A 17,657-nucleotide genomic window follows, 5' to 3' on the forward strand; every position below is an offset into this window, starting at 1 on the left:
TGGGCGGGCGGCGCCGCCCACCGCCGTGGCTCAGCCGCGCGGCCGGGGAGCGAACCCGGCCTTCTCGTAGCACGCGTCGATGAGCCGCATCGTCGCCAGCGCGTCCTCCGCGTCCAGCGGCAGCGGCTCACCGCCGCGGACACGGGCCGCGAACGCGTCGAGCTGGAAGGCGTACGACGACCTGCGGCCCAGCTCCTCCGTCCGCTCGCCCGCCGGGGTGCGCACCACGACCCGGTCGTCCCGGTGCGGCAGGACGAAGTCCAAGGCCGTTGCCTCGCCCCGGGTACCGACGATCCGGCAGGTCGCCCGCCAGGCGTCGTGCACCATCGAGCAGCGCGCGACACCGGTGGCGCCGCCGGGGAAGACGAGCTCCGCGTCCAGCCACGCGTCGACGCCCGGCGCCCCGCCGCGTTCCCCGCCGCTCGCCGAGACCAGCCCGGGGGCGCCGCCCGCCCACGGGGCGAGCATCCGCTGGGCGTGCAGCCCGTAGCAGCCCAGGTCCATCAGGGCGCCGCCCGCCAGCTGCAGCGACCAGCGCGCGTCGCCGTCCGGCGGGGCGGGCATCGCCACCACCGTCTCCACGTGCCGCAGCTCGCCGAGTTCACCGGAGGCCAGCAGCTCGTGCAGGCGCCGGGTGACCGGGTGGAAGAGGTAGTGGAAGCCCTCCATGAAGACCGTGCCCGCCGCGACGGCCGCGTCGCGCACCTCGGCGGCCTCCTCGGCGTTGCTCGCGGACGGCTTCTCGCTCAGGACGTGCTTGCCCGCGGTCAGCGCCGCCAGGTTCCACGGGCCGTGCAGCCCGTTGGCGAGCGGGTTGTAGACGACCTCGACCTCGGGGTCGGCCACGAGATCGGCGTACGAGCCGACGACCCGCTCCACCCCGTGGGCGTCGGCGAAGGCCCGCGTGCGGCCCCGGTCGCGGGCGGCCACCGCCACCAGACGGTGGCCGCCCGCGCGGGCCGGGGAGACGAGCGCCCGGTCGCTGATGCGGGCCGCGCCCAGGATCCCGATCCGCAGGGGTCCGCTCATCCCTCGTCCACCTCGTCCATGCCGTGACGCACCTCGTCCATCCGCACCGGGCGGTGCTCCGCCGGCGACGGCGTGCAGGCTCCGGCGCCCCTGCCCGCTTCGACGGCGTCGGCCACCGTACACGGCGAGGGCCTGCGCCCCGCCACGGCGTCCGCCGGGACGCGCGCCGTGCCCGCGCTGCCGTCCGGCAGGCACGGGCACCGCAGGCTTTGCCATCCTGGCCTTGTGCAGACACCGGCCCCCATCACTCCGGACGCCCCGACGGCGCTACCCGCCCCGCTCCTCACCCAGCAGTGGCGCGACCTCTGCTTCCTCCACTGGGCCGTCGAACCGGACGCCGTGGCGGGGCTGTTGCCCGACGGGACCGTCCCCGACGTGTACGACGGGCTGACGTATGTCGGGCTCGTGGCCTTCCGCATGCATCGCGTGGGGTGGCTGCGGCTTCCCGGGGTGCCGTACCTCGGGTCCTTTCCGGAAACCAACGTGCGCCTCTACTCGGTCGACGGGCACGGCCGACGGGGTGTCGTGTTCCGGTCGATGGACGCCTCACGGCTGATACCGGTCGTCATGGGCCGTGTCGGCTTCCGGCTGCCCTACCTGTGGTCCCGGATGACGGTCCGCGCAGTCGGCGACACCGTCACCTACACCAGCTCCCGCCGGTGGCCCGGTCCGCGCGGCGCGCACTGCCGCATCGCCGTGCGCACGGGAGACCGCATCGAGGAGCCCACGGAGCTGGAGCATTTCCTCACCGCCCGCTGGGGCATGCACAACGCGTTCCTCGGCGGAGCGTCCTATCTGCCCAACCACCATCCCCGCTGGCCCCTGCACCGTGCCGAGCTGCTCTCCTGCGAGGAGGAGCTGATCGCGGCCGCCGGGCTGCCCACGCCGCGTGACGCCCCGGTCAGCGTGCTGTACTCCCCCGGAGTACCGGTCCGTCTCGGGGGCCCGTACCGCCCCGCGGGCATCCCCACTCCGTGAGTCCCGGGATGCCGCCGGGCCCGGCCCGCCGCCCGCGATGCCCACGAAGGGTTGATCGCGCGGAACGGGCGCGGCCACACTGACGGGATGCAGGCGGATCCGGGGCTCTTCGGGCCCTCCTCGGTGACCTGGCAGGCGCACGGCGACCCGATGATGTGGGTCGCCGGCATCCGTGCGCTCTATCTGCAGGCCCTGCACCCCCGCGCCGTCCGCGGCGTGGTGCAGAACTCCGACTTCCGCACGGACGCCTGGGGCCGGCTGATGCGCACGGCGAACTTCGTCGGCACCCTCACCTACGGCACCACGGAGGCGGCCGAGAAGGCGGGCGCCCGGGTCCGCAGGATCCACAGCATGCTGCGGGCGGCGGACCCGGACACCGGGGAGCGGTATCCGGTCGACGAGCCGGAGCTGCTGCTGTGGGTGCACTGCGCCGAGATCGACTCCTACCTTCACGTCCTGCGCCGCTCGGGATTCCCCCTCACCGACGCACAGGCCGACCGTTACATCCGAGAGAACCGGGCCGGCGCGGTCCTGGTCGGCCTGGATCCGGAGCGGGTGCCCGCGGACCGGGCCGCGCTGGCCGCCTACTTCGAGAAGGTCCGCCCCGAACTCGCCGCCGGACCCGAGGCGCTGGAGGTGGACGATTTCCTGCGCCGCCCGCCGGTGCACCCGCTGCTGCTGCCGGTGCGCGCCCTGCTGTGGCGGCACGTGGCGCGGCTGGCGTACGCGGCCCTGCCCCCGTACGCCCACGAGTTGTACGGCAGGCCCGCCCCGGGGCCCGCGACGGTGACCCGCCGGCTGCGCCTCGCCGGCTTCCTCCTGCGCCGCGTTCCCGCGCGTCTGCGGTGGAGTCTGCCGCCCCGGCACATCCTGCGCGCGATGGCCCGGCTCGGCCCCGGCGCGCGGCCGGCGCCGTACAAGGCCGGGGGATGAGCGGCGGCACGCGGGCAGCGGCTGCGGGCGGGTCCTGAATCGCCGCCGTACGGCCCGTCTCTGGCCGATCCGGATCATGGCGTGCTACGAAGAGGCATGCCTGCACTCGAGGGATACGACGCCGTGATCGTCGGCGGGGGTCACAACGGACTGGTGGCCGCCGCCTATCTGGCCAGGGCCGGGCGGTCCGTGCTGGTCCTGGAGCGGCTGGAGCACACGGGCGGCGCCGCCGTGTCCACGCGGCCGTTCGCCGGGGTCGACGCCCGCCTGTCGCGCTACGCGTACCTGGTGAGCCTGCTGCCCCGCAAGATCGTGCGGGACCTGGAACTGGACTTCCGGGTGCGGGCGCGCACCGTGTCCTCGTACACGCCCGTCGAGCGCGAGGGGCGTCCCGGCGGCCTCCTCGTGGGCGGCGGGGAGCGGCGCACCCGGGAGGCGTTCGCCCGTCTCACCGGATCCGACCGCGAGTACGAGTCCTGGCGGCGCTTCTACAGGATGACCGGGCGCCTCGCCCAGCGGGTGTTCCCCACCCTCACCGAGCCGCTGCCCACCCGCGACGAACTGCGCCGCCGCATCGACGACGAGGAGGCGTGGCGGGCACTGTTCGAGGAGCCGATCGGCGCCGCCGTCGAGACCCGCTTCGCGGACGACCTGGTGCGCGGGGTCGTCCTCACCGACGCGCTCATCGGCACGTTCGCGGACGCCCACGACACCTCGCTGCGGCAGAACCGCTGCTTCCTCTACCACGTGATCGGCGGCGGCACGGGCGCCTGGGACGTCCCCGTCGGCGGCATGGGCGCGCTCACCGACGCGCTGGCGGCGGCCGCCCGCACCGCGGGGGCGGTGATCACCACCGGGCGTGAGGTCGTACGGATCGAGACCGACGGGCGCTCTGCCGAGGTCACCTATCGCGGCCCGGACGGGGAGGGCACCGTCTCCGCACGGCACGTCCTGGTGAACGCCTCGCCGCAGGACCTGGCCCGGCTCACCGGCGACACCCCGCCTGCCCCGGCCGAGGGCGCCCAGCTCAAGGTGAACATGCTGCTCACCCGGCTGCCCGCGCTGCGCGACACCGCGGTCGATCCGCGCGAGGCGTTCTCCGGGACCTTCCACATCGCCGAGGGGTACGAGCAACTGGCCGCCGCCCACGCCCAGGCGGCCGCCGGAGTGCTGCCGTCCGCGCCCCCCTCCGAGATCTACTGCCACTCGCTCACCGACCCGACGATCCTCGGCCCCGATCTCGTCGAGCGGGGCTGCCAGACCCTCACCCTCTTCGGCCTCCACACCCCCGCGCGGCTCTTCGCGCACGACAACGACGGTGTGCGGGAGGAGTTGCTGAAGTCCACGCTGGCGCAGCTGAACGCCCACCTCGCCGAGCCGGTCGAGGACTGCCTGGCCACGGACGCGGACGGACGCCCCTGCATCGAGGCGAAGACGCCGCTGGACCTGGAGCGCGACCTGCGGCTGCCCGGCGGCAACATCTTCCACCGCGAGCTGGCCTGGCCCTACGCCCAGCAGGACACGGGCCGCTGGGGCGTGGAGACGCGCCACGCGAACGTGCTGCTGTGCGGGGCGGGCGCGGTGCGCGGCGGCGGGGTGAGCGGGGTGCCGGGGCACAACGCGGCGATGGCGGTCCTCGAAGACGGCGGTGCCGGTCAGCGCCGCTGACCGCGCCCGCCGCACCGCCGACGTCGGCGGCGACGGCGGTGCGGCGGCGGTCAGCTGTCCACGGCGGTCAGCGGCGGGCGAACGCGGGCGCGCGTTCCGGGCGGATGCCGACGCCGCCGATGGAGCCCGTCACCGAGCGCAGCGCCGGGATCCGCCGTACCAGCCGCAGCGGCAGCGGCAGCGGCAGCCGGTCCGCGCGCAGGGTGCCCGCCAGAGCGGGGCGCAGCAGCACGTCGTGTTCGGCACGCTGGGACCTCTGGGTCAGCGCGGTGGGCAGCCGGCGGCGTCGCTGCATCCGCGGCGCCGCAGGTGCGCGGGGAGCAGGCCCGCCCGCTCGGCCGGGCCGTACCGCAGCGTGGGGTGACCGGACCGTCCGGTGGCCCGCACCGATGCCCCCGTGAGCGGGGCGAGCGTGAGGGCGCCGTCCAGAACCGTGACCGCTCTGCACAGTTGACGGTGGGTCAGGCCGCCGTCCGGTCCGTGTGCCAGCGATGAGCCTCCTGCCGCGCCGCCTGAAAGTATCTTTCGGGAACGTCGTGCGGGGTGAAAGGTTCATGTCGGCGGGAGGGGGTGTCAAGCCGCCCGACCGGGGCCAAAAGAAATCTGACGGAGTATCAGAAACCTCTTCCCTCCTCCCGGCCGCTGCGGCATCCTGCGCCCATGCAGACGGAGCTGAGCAAGAAACTGGGAGTCGAGCACGCCCTCTTCGGCTTCACGCCGTTCCCCGCGGTCGCTGCGGCCATCAGCCGGGCCGGCGGGTTCGGCGTGCTCGGCGCGGTCCGCTATACGGCCCCCGACGACCTGAAGCGCGACCTCGACTGGGTCGAGGAGCACGTCGACGGCAGGCCCTACGGTCTGGACGTGGTCATGCCCGCCAAGAAGGTCGAAGGCGTCACCGAGGCCGACGTCGAGGCGATGATCCCGGAAAAGCACCGGCAGTTCGTCGCGGACACCCTCGCCAAGCACGGGGTGCCCGGACTCGCCGAGGGCGAGGCGTCCGGATGGCGGATCACCGGCTGGATGGAGCAGGTCGCCCGCAGCCAGCTGGACGTCGCCTTCGACTACCCGATCAAGATCCTCGCCAACGCGCTCGGCTCCCCGCCCGCCGATGTCGTCCAACGCGCGCACGACCAGGGCATCCTGGTCGCCGCGCTCGCCGGCAGCGCCCGGCACGCGCGCAAGCATCAGGAGGCGGGCATCGACATCGTCGTCGCCCAGGGATACGAGGCCGGCGGTCACACCGGGGAGATCGCCTCCATGGTGCTCACCCCCGACATCGTGGACGCCGTCGACCCGTTGCCCGTACTGGCCGCCGGCGGCATCGGCAGCGGGCAGCAGGTGGCGGCCGCGCTCGCGCTCGGCGCCCAGGGAGCCTGGCTCGGCTCGATCTGGCTGACCACCACGGAGGCCGAGCTCCCCTCGCCCCTGCTCGTCCGGAAGCTGCTCGCCGCCGAATCCGGCGACACGGTCCGCTCCCGCGCGCTGACCGGCAAACCGGCCCGGCAGCTGCGCACCGAGTGGACCGACGCCTGGGACGACCCGGACGGCCCCGGCGCGCTCCCCATGCCCCTGCAGGGCCTGCTCGTCGCCGACGCCGTCACACGCATCCAGAAGTACGAGGTCGAGCCGCTCCTCGGCACACCCGTCGGCCAGATCGTCGGCCGCATGACCAGTGAACGCAGCGTCCAGGCGGTCGTCGACGACCTCACCCGCGGCTTCGAGAGGGCCGTCGACCGCATCAACCGGATCGCCGGAAGGAGCTGACAGTGAGTCAGGCCGCCAACGGTTTCTGGTCCCAGGCCGCGGCAGATCCCGGGCGCACGGTCCTCGTCGCGCCCGACGGAGAGGAACTGACCGCCGGGCGGCTGCTCGCCGCGGCCAACCAGCTGGTCCACGGACTGCGCGCCGCGGGTCTCGAACGCGGCGACTCCTTCGCGGTGGTCCTTCCCAACGGCGTCGAGTTCCTCACCGCGTACCTGGCCGCCACCCAGGCCGGCCTCTACCTCGTCCCCGTCAACCACCACCTCGTCGGACCGGAGATCGCCTGGATCGTCTCCGACTCCGGCGCCAAGGTGCTCATCGCGCACGAGCGTTTCGCGGACGCCGCGCGCAACGCCGCCGACGAGGCGAAACTGCCGGCCGCGGCGCGGTACGCGGTGGGTACGGTCGAGGGGTTCCGGCCGTACGCCGAACTCCTCGACGGCCGGCCCGAGTCGGCGCCCGACGGGCGCACCCTCGGCTGGGTCATGAACTACACCTCGGGCACCACGGGCCGCCCGCGCGGCATCCGCCGCCCGCTGCCCGGCAAACCGCCGGAGGAGACGTACCTGGGCGGGTTCCTCGGCATCTTCGGCATCAGGCCGTACGACGACAACGTCCACCTCGTGTGCTCCCCGCTGTACCACACGGCCGTGCTGCAGTTCGCGGGCGCCTCGCTGCACATCGGGCACCGGCTGGTCCTGATGGACAAGTGGATGCCCGAGGAGATGCTCCGCCTGATCGACACCCACCGCTGCACGCACACGCACATGGTCCCGACCCAGTTCCACCGCCTGCTCGCCCTTCCCGAGGAGATCAGGGCGCGCTACGACGTCTCCTCCATGCGGCACGCCATCCACGGCGCGGCCCCCTGCCCCGACCATGTGAAGCGGGCGATGATCGAGTGGTGGGGGCAGAGCGTCGAGGAGTACTACGCCGCCAGCGAGGGCGGCGGTGCCTTCGCCACCGCCGAGGACTGGCTGAAGAAGCCCGGCACGGTCGGCAGGGCCTGGCCCATCAGCGAGCTCGCGATCTTCGACGACGAGGGCAACCGGCTGCCCCCCGGCGACCTCGGCACGGTCTACATGAAGATGAGCACGGGCGGCTTCTCGTACCACAAGGACGAGACCAAGACGCGCAAGAACCGCATCGGCGACTTCTTCACCGTCGGCGACCTCGGCTACCTCGACGAGGACGGCTACCTCTTCCTGCGCGACCGCAAGATCGACATGATCATCTCGGGCGGGGTCAACATCTACCCGGCCGAGATCGAGGCGGCGCTGCTCACCCACCCCGCCGTGGCCGACGCGGCCGCGTTCGGCATCCCGCACGACGACTGGGGCGAGGAGGTGAAGGCGGTCGTCGAGCCCGCCCCCGGCCACGAACCGGGCCCGGCACTCGCGTCGGACATCCTCGGCCACTGCGCGCGCCGGCTCGCCGGCTACAAGCGGCCCCGCAGCGTGGACTTCATCGAGACGATGCCCCGCGACCCCAACGGCAAGCTGTACAAGCGGCGCCTGCGTGAACCGTACTGGGAGGGACGCACCCGGCCCGTGTGAGGCGGCGCCAGGAGGTGGTGGTCCCGTCCGGGGCGGGGACGGGACCACCGTCGTGCCGTCTGCCGTGGACACGGGTCACCCGGAGCGCCGGCGAGGACGGGATGTCCCGCTCGCGGAAGCGCGCCGTCGGTGACCCCTCTCTCCTCGCAGATCTCCTCGCAGACATGCGGGTCACCGGGCAGCGGCCGTCGTCCCGGCCGACCGCCTGGATGTGCTCGGTCCCGTGGTGACCTCCGCGCACCCGCCGGCTCCCGGGTCCCACACCGGCTCGGCCCGGTTCCCCACGCCGAACGGTTCGGTGCCGCCGGGCACCGGCATGCGCTGCCCGTTGCGCGACGCTCTTGGCGGCGAAGACGTCTTGACCTGCGGGGCAGGGCGCCACGATCATCACGCCAGGAACCTGCGGACCAAGGAGCAGCCATGACGGCGGGACGAAGCGTCACAGTCGACGGCACGCTGCGGCGCAGCGCCCGCCGCACCCCGGAGCGCATCGCGGTCCACTACCGCGACCGGTCCTGGACCTACGCGGACCTCGACGACGCCGTCTCCCGCGCGGCCCGCGCACTGCGCGACGCCGGGCTCGCCCCCGGTGACCGGGTCGGCGCCTACGGCCACAACTCCGACGCGTATCTGATCGGCTTCCTCGCCTGCGCCCGCGCCGGGCTGGTGCACGTGCCCGTCAACCAGAACCTGACCGGCGACGACCTGGCGTACATCGTCGACCAGGCCGGCTGCGGACTGGTCCTGGCGGATCCGGACCTGGCGGGAAACCTCGCCGGGGGTGTGCGGGTGCTGCCGCTGCGCGACGCGGACGACTCGCTGCTCGCACGGCTCGCCACGACCGAGCCGTACGACGGCGAGGAGCCGCGCGGCGAGGACCTGGCGCAACTGCTCTACACCTCCGGCACGACCGCGCTGCCCAAGGGCGCGATGATGACGCACCGCGCGCTGGTGCACGAGTACCTCAGCGCGATCACGGCCCTCGACCTCAGCGCGGGCGACCGGCCCGTGCACTCCCTGCCGCTGTACCACTCGGCGCAGATGCACGTCTTCCTGCTGCCCTACCTCGCGGTCGGCGCGGAGAACATCATCCTGGACGCGCCCGACGGCGACCGGATCTTCGACCTGATCGAGGAGGGCCGCGCGGACAGCCTCTTCGCCCCGCCCACCGTGTGGATCGGCCTCGCCGGCCGCCCCGACTTCGCCACACGGGACCTGAGCGGGCTGCGCAAGGCGTACTACGGCGCCTCGATCATGCCCGTGCCCATCCTGGAGCGCCTCAAGGAGCGGCTGCCGAAGCTCGCCTTCCACAACTGCTTCGGACAGAGCGAGATCGGCCCCCTGGCCATGGTGCTGGGGCCCCACGAGCACAAGGGGCGTATGGACTCCTGCGGGCGTCCGGTGCTCTTCGTCGAGGCGAAACTCGTCGACGAGGAGGGCAAGGACGTGCCCGACGGGGAGCACGGCGAGATCGTCTACCGCTCACCGCAGCTGTGCGAGGGCTACTGGGACAAGCCCGAGGAGACCGCCGACGCCTTCCGCGACGGCTGGTTCCACTCCGGGGACCTGGCCGTGCGGGATGCCGACGGGTACTTCACGATCGTCGACCGGGTCAAGGACGTCATCAACTCCGGTGGCGTGCTGGTCGCCTCGCGACAGGTCGAGGACGCCCTGTACACCCACGAGGGGGTGGCCGAGGCCGCGGTGATCGGGCTGCCCGACGAGCGGTGGATCGAGGCGGTCACCGCGGTCGTCGTGCCGCGCGGCGGGGTGACCGAGGCCGAACTCCTCGCCCACGCACGCGAGAAGCTCGCCCACTTCAAGGCGCCCAAGCGGGTGCTGTTCGTGGACGAGCTGCCGCGCAACGCGAGCGGCAAGATCCTCAAGCGGGAGCTGCGGGACCGGTTCGCCGCGGACTGACGGGGGTCAGCGCGGACGCAGGTCCACGATCCGCCTGATCTTGCCCACCGACCGCTCCAGGGACTCCGGTTCGACGATCTCGACCCCGACCGAGACGCCGATCCCGTCCTTGACGGCCGCGGCGACGGCGAGTGCCGCCGCGGCCCGCTGCTCCGGCGTGGCGCCGGCCCTCGCCTCGGCCCGCACGGTCAGCGCGTCGAGCCGTCCCTCACGGGTGAGCCGGAGCTGGAAGTGCGGTGCCACGCCCGGCGTGCGCAGCACGATCTCCTCGATCTGCGTGGGGAAGAGGTTCACGCCGCGCAGGATGACCATGTCGTCGCTGCGCCCGGTGACCTTCTCCATCCGCCGGAAGACGCGGGCCGTGCCGGGCAGCAGGCGGCTCAGGTCCCGCGTCCGGTACCGGATCACGGGCATGGCCTCCTTGGTGAGGGAGGTGAAGACCAGCTCGCCCTCCTCGCCGTCGGGCAGGACCTCGCCGGTGATCGGGTCGACGACCTCGGGGTAGAAGTGGTCCTCCCACACGTGCAGGCCGTCCTTGGTCTCGACGCACTCCTGTGCCACGCCCGGACCGATGACCTCCGACAGGCCGTAGATGTCCACCGCGTCGATCGCGAACCGCTCCTCGATCTCGCGCCGCATCTCCCCGGTCCACGGCTCCGCGCCGAAGATCCCGACGCGCAGGGAGGTGCCCCGTGGGTCGACGCCCTGGCGCTCGAACTCGTCGAGCAGCGTCAGCATGTACGACGGCGTCACCATGATGATCTCGGGCTTCAGGTCCTGGATCAGCTGCACCTGCCGTGCCGTCATGCCGCCGGAGGCCGGGATCACCGTGCAGCCCAGTCGTTCGGCGCCGTAGTGCGCGCCGAGACCGCCGGTGAACAGGCCGTAGCCGTAGGCCACATGCACCGTGTCACCGGGCCGGCCGCCGGCCGCGCGGATCGAGCGGGCCACCATGTCCGACCACATGGACAGGTCGTTGTCCGTGTAGCCGACGACGGTGGGGCGCCCCGTGGTGCCGCTGGAGGCGTGGAGCCGCCGTATCCGCTCCCTCGGCACGGCGAACATTCCGTACGGGTAGTTCTCCCGCAGGTCCGCCTTCGCCGTGAAGGGGAACCGGGCGAGATCGGCGAGCGTCCGGCAGTCGTCCGGGTGGACCCCGGCCCTGTCGAAGGACGCGCGGTAGAAGGGCACGTTCGCGTACGCGTGCCGCAGCGAGGCCCGCAGCCGTTCCAGCTGCAGGGCCCGCAGGCCCTCCGCGTCCAGTCGTTCCCCCGCGTCCAGCAGATCCCGCGCATCCGCCATCGAGGCGTCTCCCTAGCCGATCACACCATTACGGACGACCGATCATTCGGTCGCTTTGCTGGAGATCAGTAATCCAGCCCGCCCGGCCGTAAGCAAGAGGTCGGCGGCCACTTTCTGATCGTTGCGGCCGGGCGGCCCGAGCCACGAGGATCAGGTGCATGCCGAGCTTCGACGCGCCCGACGGAACCCGACTCGCCTACCACCCGCACGGAACGGGGCAGCCACTGGTCGTGCTGCCGGGAGGCCCCATGCGCGCCTCCGCCTATCTGGGGGACCTGGGCGGGCTCGGCGCCCGGCGGCGGCTCGTCCTCCTCGATCTGCGCGGGACCGGGGAGTCCGCGGCACCGGCCGATCCCGCCACCTACCGGTGCGACCGGCTGGTGGACGACGTGGAGGCGCTCCGCGCGCACCTGGGGCTGGAGCGCATGGACCTGCTCGCCCACTCGGCGGGCGGCAGCCTCGCCCTGCTGTACGCGGCGCGGTACCCGCGGCGCGTCGCGCGGCTGGCCCTGATCACCGCCACGCCGTGGGCCCTGGGGATGCCCGCCACTGCCGAAGACCGGCTCGCGGCGGCCCGGCTGCGGAAGAACGAGCCATGGTTCGAGGCGGCGTTCCCGCCGTTCGAGGCGTGGCTGACGGGGAACGGCGACTTCGACCCCGCCTTCGTCCCCTTCTTCTACGGGCGCTGGGACGCGGCGGCACGGGCCCACGCGGAGGCCGAGGAGGAGCAGACCAACGACGCGGCGGCCGACGTCTACGGCACGGAGGGCGCGTACGATCCGCCCGCGACCCGGGCGGCGCTCGCGGAACTGGCCGCGCCCGTCCTGGTGTACGCGGGCGAACTCGACGGCGGCCCCCGCCCCGAACTCGCCCGCCGTGTCACCGGGATCGCCCCGCACTCCGAGTTCACCGTCCAGCCGGGCGCGGGCCACTACCCCTGGCTGGACGACCCCGCGCGGTTCACCGGCCGGGTGGGTGACTTCCTCGCCGGGTGAGCGGCCGCGCCGGTGCGGTCAGCGTCCGGTCAGGGAGGTCAGGCGCGCGGCCGCCTGCGCCCGGGCCGCCTCCAGCACCGCGAGCAGCACCTCCTTGCTGGAGCCGCGGTCGCGTACGTCGCACAGGATGACCGGCGTCGACGCGTCGAGGTCCAGCGCCGCCCGCACCTGCTCCGCCGTGCACTCCCGCTGCCCGTTGAAGCAGTTGACCCCGACCGCGAACGGGATCTCGCGTGCCTCGAAGAAGTCGATCGAGGCGAACGAGGCGTCCAGCCGGCGCGTGTCCGCGAGGACGATGGCCGCCAGCGCGCCCGTCGCCAGGTCGTCCCACATGAACCAGAACCGGTCCTGACCGGGGGTGCCGAACAGGTACAGCACCAACTCCGGCGCGATGGTGATCCGGCCGAAGTCCATGGCGACCGTCGTCGACGACTTGCCCTCCACACCGGTCAGGTCGTCGACACCGACGCTCACCTCGGTCATGCGCTCCTCGGTCTCCAGCGGGGGCACCTCGCTCACCGAGCCCACCATGGTGGTCTTGCCGACGCCGAAGCCTCCCGCTATGAGGATCTTCAGCGCGGTCGGCATGACCGGCTCAGAGCTGACGGATACCATCCATCACCCTTTCGATGAGTTCCACACTCGGCTGGTCCTCCTGCCCGGGCGGCGATTGGACGAGAATCAGCGAGGCGTTGAGCAGATCTCCGCAGAGGATCTTCACCACGCTCACCGGCAGATCCAGTTGTGCGGCGATCTCGGCGACCGCCACCGCGCGATTTCGGCACAGTTCGAGGATCTGGGCCGACTCCGGCTCCAGACGGTCCCGGTCGACGTCATGTGCGGATCGCGAGACGACCAGGGTGATCAGCGTGAACGTGTGCCGGCTGTGGCGGGTGCGCCCGCCCGTGATGGCGTACGGCCGTAAGTGGCGCCCGGCCTCCGAATCGTCGAGCCATCGCGGTTCAGGCATCCCGTGTGTATCCGCCGGGGGACGGGGTCTGCACGCGTGGCGCGGCGCTCATGTACTGCCCGACCTGCTTGACGAGCGTGCCCATCTCGAAAGCCATCATGCCGACATCCACTTCCTCCGTGGCGATCGCGGCCAGCCGGGCGCCTCTGCCCGCAGCCGTGACGAACAGGAACGCTCTGTCCATCTGAATGACCGTCTGCTGGACCTCCCCGCCGTGGAAGTGGCGCGCGGCGCCCCGGGCGAGGCTGTGCATACCCGAACCCACCGCGGAGAGGTGCTCGGCGTCGTCCCGGCGCAGGTCCTTCGACTTGCCGATGAGGAGGCCGTCTCCCGACAGCACGATGGCGCAGCGGATCTCCGGGATCCGTTCCACCAGGCCGTCGAGGAGCCAGTCCAGCTGCGGACCGGGTTGTACCTGCTCAGTCATTGTCCAACGTTCCCTCACAGTCGGTGGGCACCGGGGTCCCCCGGATCCGCCGGCCGGCCGTCCGCTCCGGCCGGCCCGTCCGCCTCGGACATCCGGGCCCGCTTCAGCCCCTGCTGAATGGCGATCATCGCGCGTGCCGACGCGTCCGGGGAGATGACGTCGTTGTCCCCCTCGCCCTCGGGCCGGCCTGATGTGTGTGCCGCCTCTTTGCGCAGCTGCTGCGCGAGGCTGGCTCCCCGGGTCCGCTGGGGCAGCACCCGGGGGGTGGCCGGCGGGCGTGCCCCGGCGGCCGGCGGTGCCTGCCCGGCCGGCGCGGGGTGCGCGACGCCGGGTTCCCGGCCGGGCGGCGGTCCCGCGTGCCCGGCCCGGGGGCCGGCGTGCCCGGCCGGCGGTACGGCCCGGCCCGGTTGCACGCCGGGAACCGAGAGCCGCGGAGCGGCGTGCGCCCCGGGGGCCGGAGCCTCCTGGGCCGCGGACCACGGGGCCGGGCCGGGAGGCGGTACGGGGTGTTCCGGCACCCGCGGCAACAGACCCGCACCCCCGTACTCGGGAAAGCCGCTGTGGTCGGGAAGGCGCGTGTGCGTGACGACGACCCCGTCGGCGCCGCCCGGGACGGCCGCGCCACCGGCCACCCCCACGGCCGCGCCGGCCGGCGTCCTCTCCCCACCGCCCAGGGCGGCCTGCCGGGACTCGGCCCCCAGTGCGTGGCCGGTCGCGGCGGCCGCCGACCTGAGCTGGTCGATGACCGGCGACTCGTACTCCTCCAGCAGGGCCGAGGGCAGCAGCACGACGACGAGCGTGCCGCCGTAGACGGACTCCCGCAGCTCCACCTTGATCTTGTGCCGCTCGGCGAGCCGGGCGACCACGAAGTGGCCGAGGCGCGGGTCCTCGCCCAGGGACGTCATGTCCAGCTTCGGCGGCTGGGCGAGCAGCTCGTTGGCTGACGCGATCTTCTCGGGCGGCATGCCGAGACCGTGGTCCTCGACATGGATGGCCAGGCCCTTGGCCACCTTCGTCGCGCTCACGGACACCTGGGTGTCCGGCGGGGAGAAGCTCGTGCCGTTCTCGATCAGCTCGGCGAGCAGATGCGTGACGTCCGCGACGGCACGGCCCGCGAGGGCGACGCGCCGGTCCGCGGGCAGATTCCTGACCTTGACGCGGGTGTACTGCTCGGTCTCGGCGACCGCGCTGCGCATGACATCGGTGACGGAGAGCGGCGTGGTCATGCGGCGGCTGGGCGGGGAACCGCTGAGGATCACCAGGTTCTCCGCGTGGCGCCGCACACGGGTGGCGAGGTGGTCGACCTTGAAGATGTCCTTCAGCAGGTCGGAGTCCTCGTGCTTGCGCTCCAGATCGTCCAGGAGCGAGATGAGACGGTGGATCAGGATCTGGGTCCGGCGGATGAGCTGGGCGAAGACCTTCTCCGTGCCCTCGCGTCCCCGGGACTGGCGCAGTGCCGTGTCAGCCGCCATGCGGCCCAGCCGGTCGATGGCGTCGGCCAGCCGCTCCAGCTCGTCCGTGGTGTGATGACCCCGCGGGGCCAGGCTGCCCGGGTCGAGCCGCTCGCCCTGTTCGATCCGGGTGAGCAGTTGGGGCAGCGTGCGGGAGATTTCCTCGGTGTGCGACTGCAGTTCGGAGAGCCGGCCGAGCGTGGAGCGGCGGGCCCGCAGCGCCAGCACCGCACCACCGGCCAGCGCGGCCAGCGTGGCGGCGGTGCCCAGCAGCGTGCCCAGCAGCAGGCCGTCGGCCCGGTCCGAGGCGTCGTCCGCCAGCCCTTGCACGGAGTCCCCGCCCAGCGACCGCAGTTCACCGAGGACGCCGTCGGCGGCGTCCGGCCACGACGAGGCGTCTGGGGGCAGGGCGGTGTCCTTGGCCCCGGTCACCGAGTCGCCGACCCTCGCCAGCGTCGTCCACTGCCCGCCCCCGGTGATCCGCGCGTATGCGGCGGCCGCGCCGGCGGGCAGGTCACGCGTGGCCAGACTCGCGGCGAACTCGCGCTGGAGCGCCAGGTACTGCGCGAACCGGGCGCGGGTGGCCGCGGGCATACGGCCGGAGGGCAGCACGCCGGACAGCAGCGCGTCCTGGCGCGAGAGCATCTCCGTGATCTGCACCAGGGACGTCGTGGCGGCACCGCCGTGCGCGAGGGATCCGTCGTCGCTGCGGACGGCGGCGGTGACGAGCGAGACGCCCTGGGTGATGGTGTCGGTGAAGTACTGGAAGGCGTCGGCGGCGGACAGGGTGCGGCCGTCGACGGCGTCCCTGCGGTCGGAGAGCGCGGACAGCGCGTCGTCGAGCGACGTGGCCCGGCGCTGGAGGGCCGGGGTGTCCCGGCCCGGTGATCCGCGGTAGGCGGCGAGTGCGGTGTCGGTCTTCCTGCGGGCTGCGTCGAGGTCCGTACGGGCGGCGCCGCTGCGGCTCGCCTGCCAGACGGCGGTGAGGCGGCGCTCGTTCTGCAGGGCGGACAGCACGGCCTGGGCCGGCCGGGCGACCGAGGAGTCGTGGTCCGCGTCGGCCTGCGACTGGATCTGCTCGTCGACGAGACCGGCCGCCGTGTAGCCCCACAGCCCGGTGAGGCAGACCGCGGGGACGACGAAGGGCAGGACGAACGAGAACCGGAGAGATCTGCGCGGGGCGGACCGATGACGTGTGCGCCGGTCGCGGGTGCCTGGCATCTGATTCCTCGTACGGCAGCGGACACTGGTTCGGTCGAGACGGTGCAATGTGCCGGAATCGCGTCCGGCCGGGGGAGGTGACGCACCATCATCGAAGTCGGAACAGCCTGCACCGTATCAGGATCATGGCGCAGCGTCAGCAATCGATAACAGCAACTGGACTTTGCGCAGCGGTAGTTGAAAGACCGACCGCCCGGGCCGACCGTGGTCGTCGCCCGGGCGGCTGTGGAAAGGACGTCAGAGCAGAGCGAGAAGTCTGGGTGTGTACAGGGCTTCCGCCCCCTCGATTCCCGCCACCATGTCGAAGTAGATCGAGGTCAGCTCCGGATCCGCCTGCACGGCCCGCAGCAGGGACAGCCGCTGCTCGTGCGGTGCGAGCCGGGCGACGGCGAGCGTGGCCTCGTAGCCCGGGGTCAGCGCCGCGTCCCGCTCGTCTGCGAACTGCCCGAGTGCCGCGTCCAGTTCGGCCGGGGAGCCGTCCAGCCGGCCCTCCAGACGGCGTACGAGCGCGTCGACCTGGAGGAAGGTGTCACTGATGCCGCGCGCGGTGATGGAGTCCTTGTGGTGTCCCGCGTCGCCCACCAGGACCCAGCCGGGTCCCGCCGCCCGCCGGAAGAAGTTCTGCTGGTCGCCGGTGCCGCGCAGCCGGTCCACCGGCTCCTTGCCGTCCAGCCGCTCGTACAGGGCGGGAGCGGTGGTGCGGATCTGCTCGCGGTAGGCGCGGTGCGCGTCGATGCGGACCTCCTCGAAGCGGGACTGCGGGAAGTAGGCGAGGACGAGGGTGGCCGCGTCGTTGGTCGCCACGGCCGCCACCCAGCCGCCCGGGCGCTCGTACAGCTCCAGCGTCGCCGGCACGCCCTCCCAGTACGTGTAGTAGGCGCAGGTCAGCCGGGGGTCCTCCACGGTGAACGGAGCCTGGGCCAGCCGGGCGACGGTCGAGCGCATACCGTCCGCGCCGATCACCAGGCGGGCGCGTTCGGTGAAGGAACGGCCGCCGTGCGTGCCCTCCACGCCGGCGATCCGTCCGCTCTCGTCGCGCACCAGTCCGGTCACCCGGCAGTGGTGGCGCACCTCGACGCCCGCGGCGGCCGCCGCCCCGACCAGGATGGGGTCCAGGACGTGGCGGCGTGGGGCGTACCCCGCGTGCTGCCCCTCCACGCCCCGGGCGCACCCCTGGAGGCGGATGTCGGCGACTTCGTACAGCGCGTGTTCCAGGGGCGGACATCCCGAGGCGCGCACCGCGTCCAGCAGTCCCCAGCGTGCGAGCGCGGCGACGCCGGGCTGGTGGATGAGATGGGTGGAGAGCGTGTCGGTGCCGGGCGGGGCCTTGTCGAGCAGGAGCACCCGGTGCCCCGCGCGGGCGAGCAGCATGGCGGTGGTCGCACCGGCGCACCGAGCGCCTACCACGATGGCGTCGAACATGTGGGTTGCCTCACAACAGACGTC

At 73.0% G+C, this 17,657-nt stretch carries 15 protein-coding genes and 1 pseudogene; 7 read left to right on the forward strand and 9 right to left on the reverse strand.

Annotated features, from left to right (window positions below):
• Window positions 1-30 precede the first annotated feature (30 nt).
• Window positions 31-1,029: a Gfo/Idh/MocA family protein gene (locus tag ACZ79I_RS37945; RefSeq protein WP_471504076.1), complete on the reverse strand. Its 999-nt coding sequence runs from the start codon at window positions 1,027-1,029 to the stop codon at window positions 31-33.
• Window positions 1,026-1,181: pseudogene (locus ACZ79I_RS37950) on the reverse strand (dehydrogenase); the annotation flags it as partial. The gene ACZ79I_RS37945 and the pseudogene ACZ79I_RS37950, both read right to left, overlap by 4 nt.
• A 73-nt stretch (window positions 1,182-1,254) precedes the next feature.
• Here ACZ79I_RS37950 and ACZ79I_RS37955 point away from each other — a divergent pair.
• The 3 genes from ACZ79I_RS37955 (at window position 1,255) to ACZ79I_RS37965 (ending at window position 4,608) form a co-directional block, all read left to right on the forward strand.
• Window positions 1,255-2,007: a YqjF family protein gene (locus ACZ79I_RS37955; RefSeq protein WP_471504078.1), complete on the forward strand. Its 753-nt coding sequence runs from the start codon at window positions 1,255-1,257 to the stop codon at window positions 2,005-2,007.
• Window positions 2,008-2,094: 87 nt separating this feature from the next.
• Window positions 2,095-2,940 (forward strand): oxygenase MpaB family protein, encoded by an 846-nt coding sequence (locus tag ACZ79I_RS37960; RefSeq protein ID WP_471504080.1) that lies wholly within the window; start codon window positions 2,095-2,097, stop codon window positions 2,938-2,940.
• A 96-nt stretch (window positions 2,941-3,036) separates the two neighbouring features.
• Complete coding sequence (locus ACZ79I_RS37965) at window positions 3,037-4,608, forward strand: phytoene desaturase family protein (protein ID WP_471504082.1); 1,572 nt, start codon at window positions 3,037-3,039, stop codon at window positions 4,606-4,608.
• Window positions 4,609-4,675: 67 nt separating this feature from the next.
• On the opposite strand, the gene ACZ79I_RS37970 is transcribed toward ACZ79I_RS37965, so the two are convergent.
• Window positions 4,676-4,903 (reverse strand): hypothetical protein, encoded by a 228-nt coding sequence (locus ACZ79I_RS37970; protein ID WP_471504084.1) that lies wholly within the window; start codon window positions 4,901-4,903, stop codon window positions 4,676-4,678.
• A 365-nt stretch (window positions 4,904-5,268) separates the two neighbouring features.
• Between ACZ79I_RS37970 and ACZ79I_RS37975 the strand changes: the two genes are divergently transcribed.
• The 3 genes from ACZ79I_RS37975 (at window position 5,269) to ACZ79I_RS37985 (ending at window position 9,845) form a co-directional block, all read left to right on the forward strand.
• Complete coding sequence (locus tag ACZ79I_RS37975) at window positions 5,269-6,372, forward strand: NAD(P)H-dependent flavin oxidoreductase (protein ID WP_471504087.1); 1,104 nt, start codon at window positions 5,269-5,271, stop codon at window positions 6,370-6,372.
• Window positions 6,373-6,374: 2 nt separating this feature from the next.
• Window positions 6,375-7,925 carry an acyl-CoA synthetase gene (locus ACZ79I_RS37980; RefSeq protein WP_471504089.1) on the forward strand — a complete coding sequence of 517 codons (1,551 nt, stop codon included), beginning with the start codon at window positions 6,375-6,377 and terminating at the stop codon, window positions 7,923-7,925.
• A gap of 420 nt (window positions 7,926-8,345) precedes the next feature.
• The gene (locus ACZ79I_RS37985) at window positions 8,346-9,845 is read left to right on the forward strand and encodes an acyl-CoA synthetase (protein WP_471504091.1); all 1,500 of its coding nucleotides are present in this window, start codon (window positions 8,346-8,348) and stop codon (window positions 9,843-9,845) included.
• Window positions 9,846-9,851: 6 nt separating this feature from the next.
• Here the strand turns inward: ACZ79I_RS37985 and paaK are convergent, their stop codons facing one another.
• Window positions 9,852-11,147 (reverse strand): phenylacetate--CoA ligase PaaK, encoded by a 1,296-nt coding sequence (gene paaK, locus ACZ79I_RS37990; RefSeq protein WP_471504093.1) that lies wholly within the window; start codon window positions 11,145-11,147, stop codon window positions 9,852-9,854.
• A 158-nt stretch (window positions 11,148-11,305) separates the two neighbouring features.
• On the opposite strand from paaK, the gene ACZ79I_RS37995 reads away from it, so the two are divergent.
• The gene (locus ACZ79I_RS37995) at window positions 11,306-12,142 is read left to right on the forward strand and encodes an alpha/beta fold hydrolase (protein WP_471504095.1); all 837 of its coding nucleotides are present in this window, start codon (window positions 11,306-11,308) and stop codon (window positions 12,140-12,142) included.
• An 18-nt stretch (window positions 12,143-12,160) separates the two neighbouring features.
• Here ACZ79I_RS37995 and ACZ79I_RS38000 read toward each other — a convergent pair whose 3' ends face one another.
• From ACZ79I_RS38000 to ACZ79I_RS38020, 5 genes are all read right to left on the reverse strand, one after another.
• The gene (locus tag ACZ79I_RS38000) at window positions 12,161-12,757 is read right to left on the reverse strand and encodes a GTP-binding protein (protein ID WP_471504097.1); all 597 of its coding nucleotides are present in this window, start codon (window positions 12,755-12,757) and stop codon (window positions 12,161-12,163) included.
• Entirely contained in the window at window positions 12,738-13,112 is a 375-nt protein-coding gene (locus tag ACZ79I_RS38005) for a DUF742 domain-containing protein (RefSeq protein WP_471504099.1), read from the reverse strand. The genes ACZ79I_RS38000 and ACZ79I_RS38005 overlap by 20 nt, the downstream gene beginning before the upstream one ends.
• Window positions 13,105-13,539 (reverse strand): roadblock/LC7 domain-containing protein, encoded by a 435-nt coding sequence (locus ACZ79I_RS38010; protein WP_471504102.1) that lies wholly within the window; start codon window positions 13,537-13,539, stop codon window positions 13,105-13,107. The genes ACZ79I_RS38005 and ACZ79I_RS38010 overlap by 8 nt, the downstream gene beginning before the upstream one ends.
• A gap of 14 nt (window positions 13,540-13,553) precedes the next feature.
• Window positions 13,554-16,211, reverse strand: coding sequence for a sensor histidine kinase (locus ACZ79I_RS38015; RefSeq protein WP_471504104.1), 2,658 nt, complete (start codon window positions 16,209-16,211; stop codon window positions 13,554-13,556).
• A gap of 237 nt (window positions 16,212-16,448) precedes the next feature.
• A complete protein-coding gene (locus ACZ79I_RS38020; protein WP_471504106.1) occupies window positions 16,449-17,633 on the reverse strand; it encodes an FAD-dependent oxidoreductase in 1,185 nt (394 codons plus the stop codon).
• Window positions 17,634-17,657 lie beyond the last annotated feature (24 nt).

This window comes from Streptomyces sp. PSU-S4-23 (assembly GCF_055632315.1).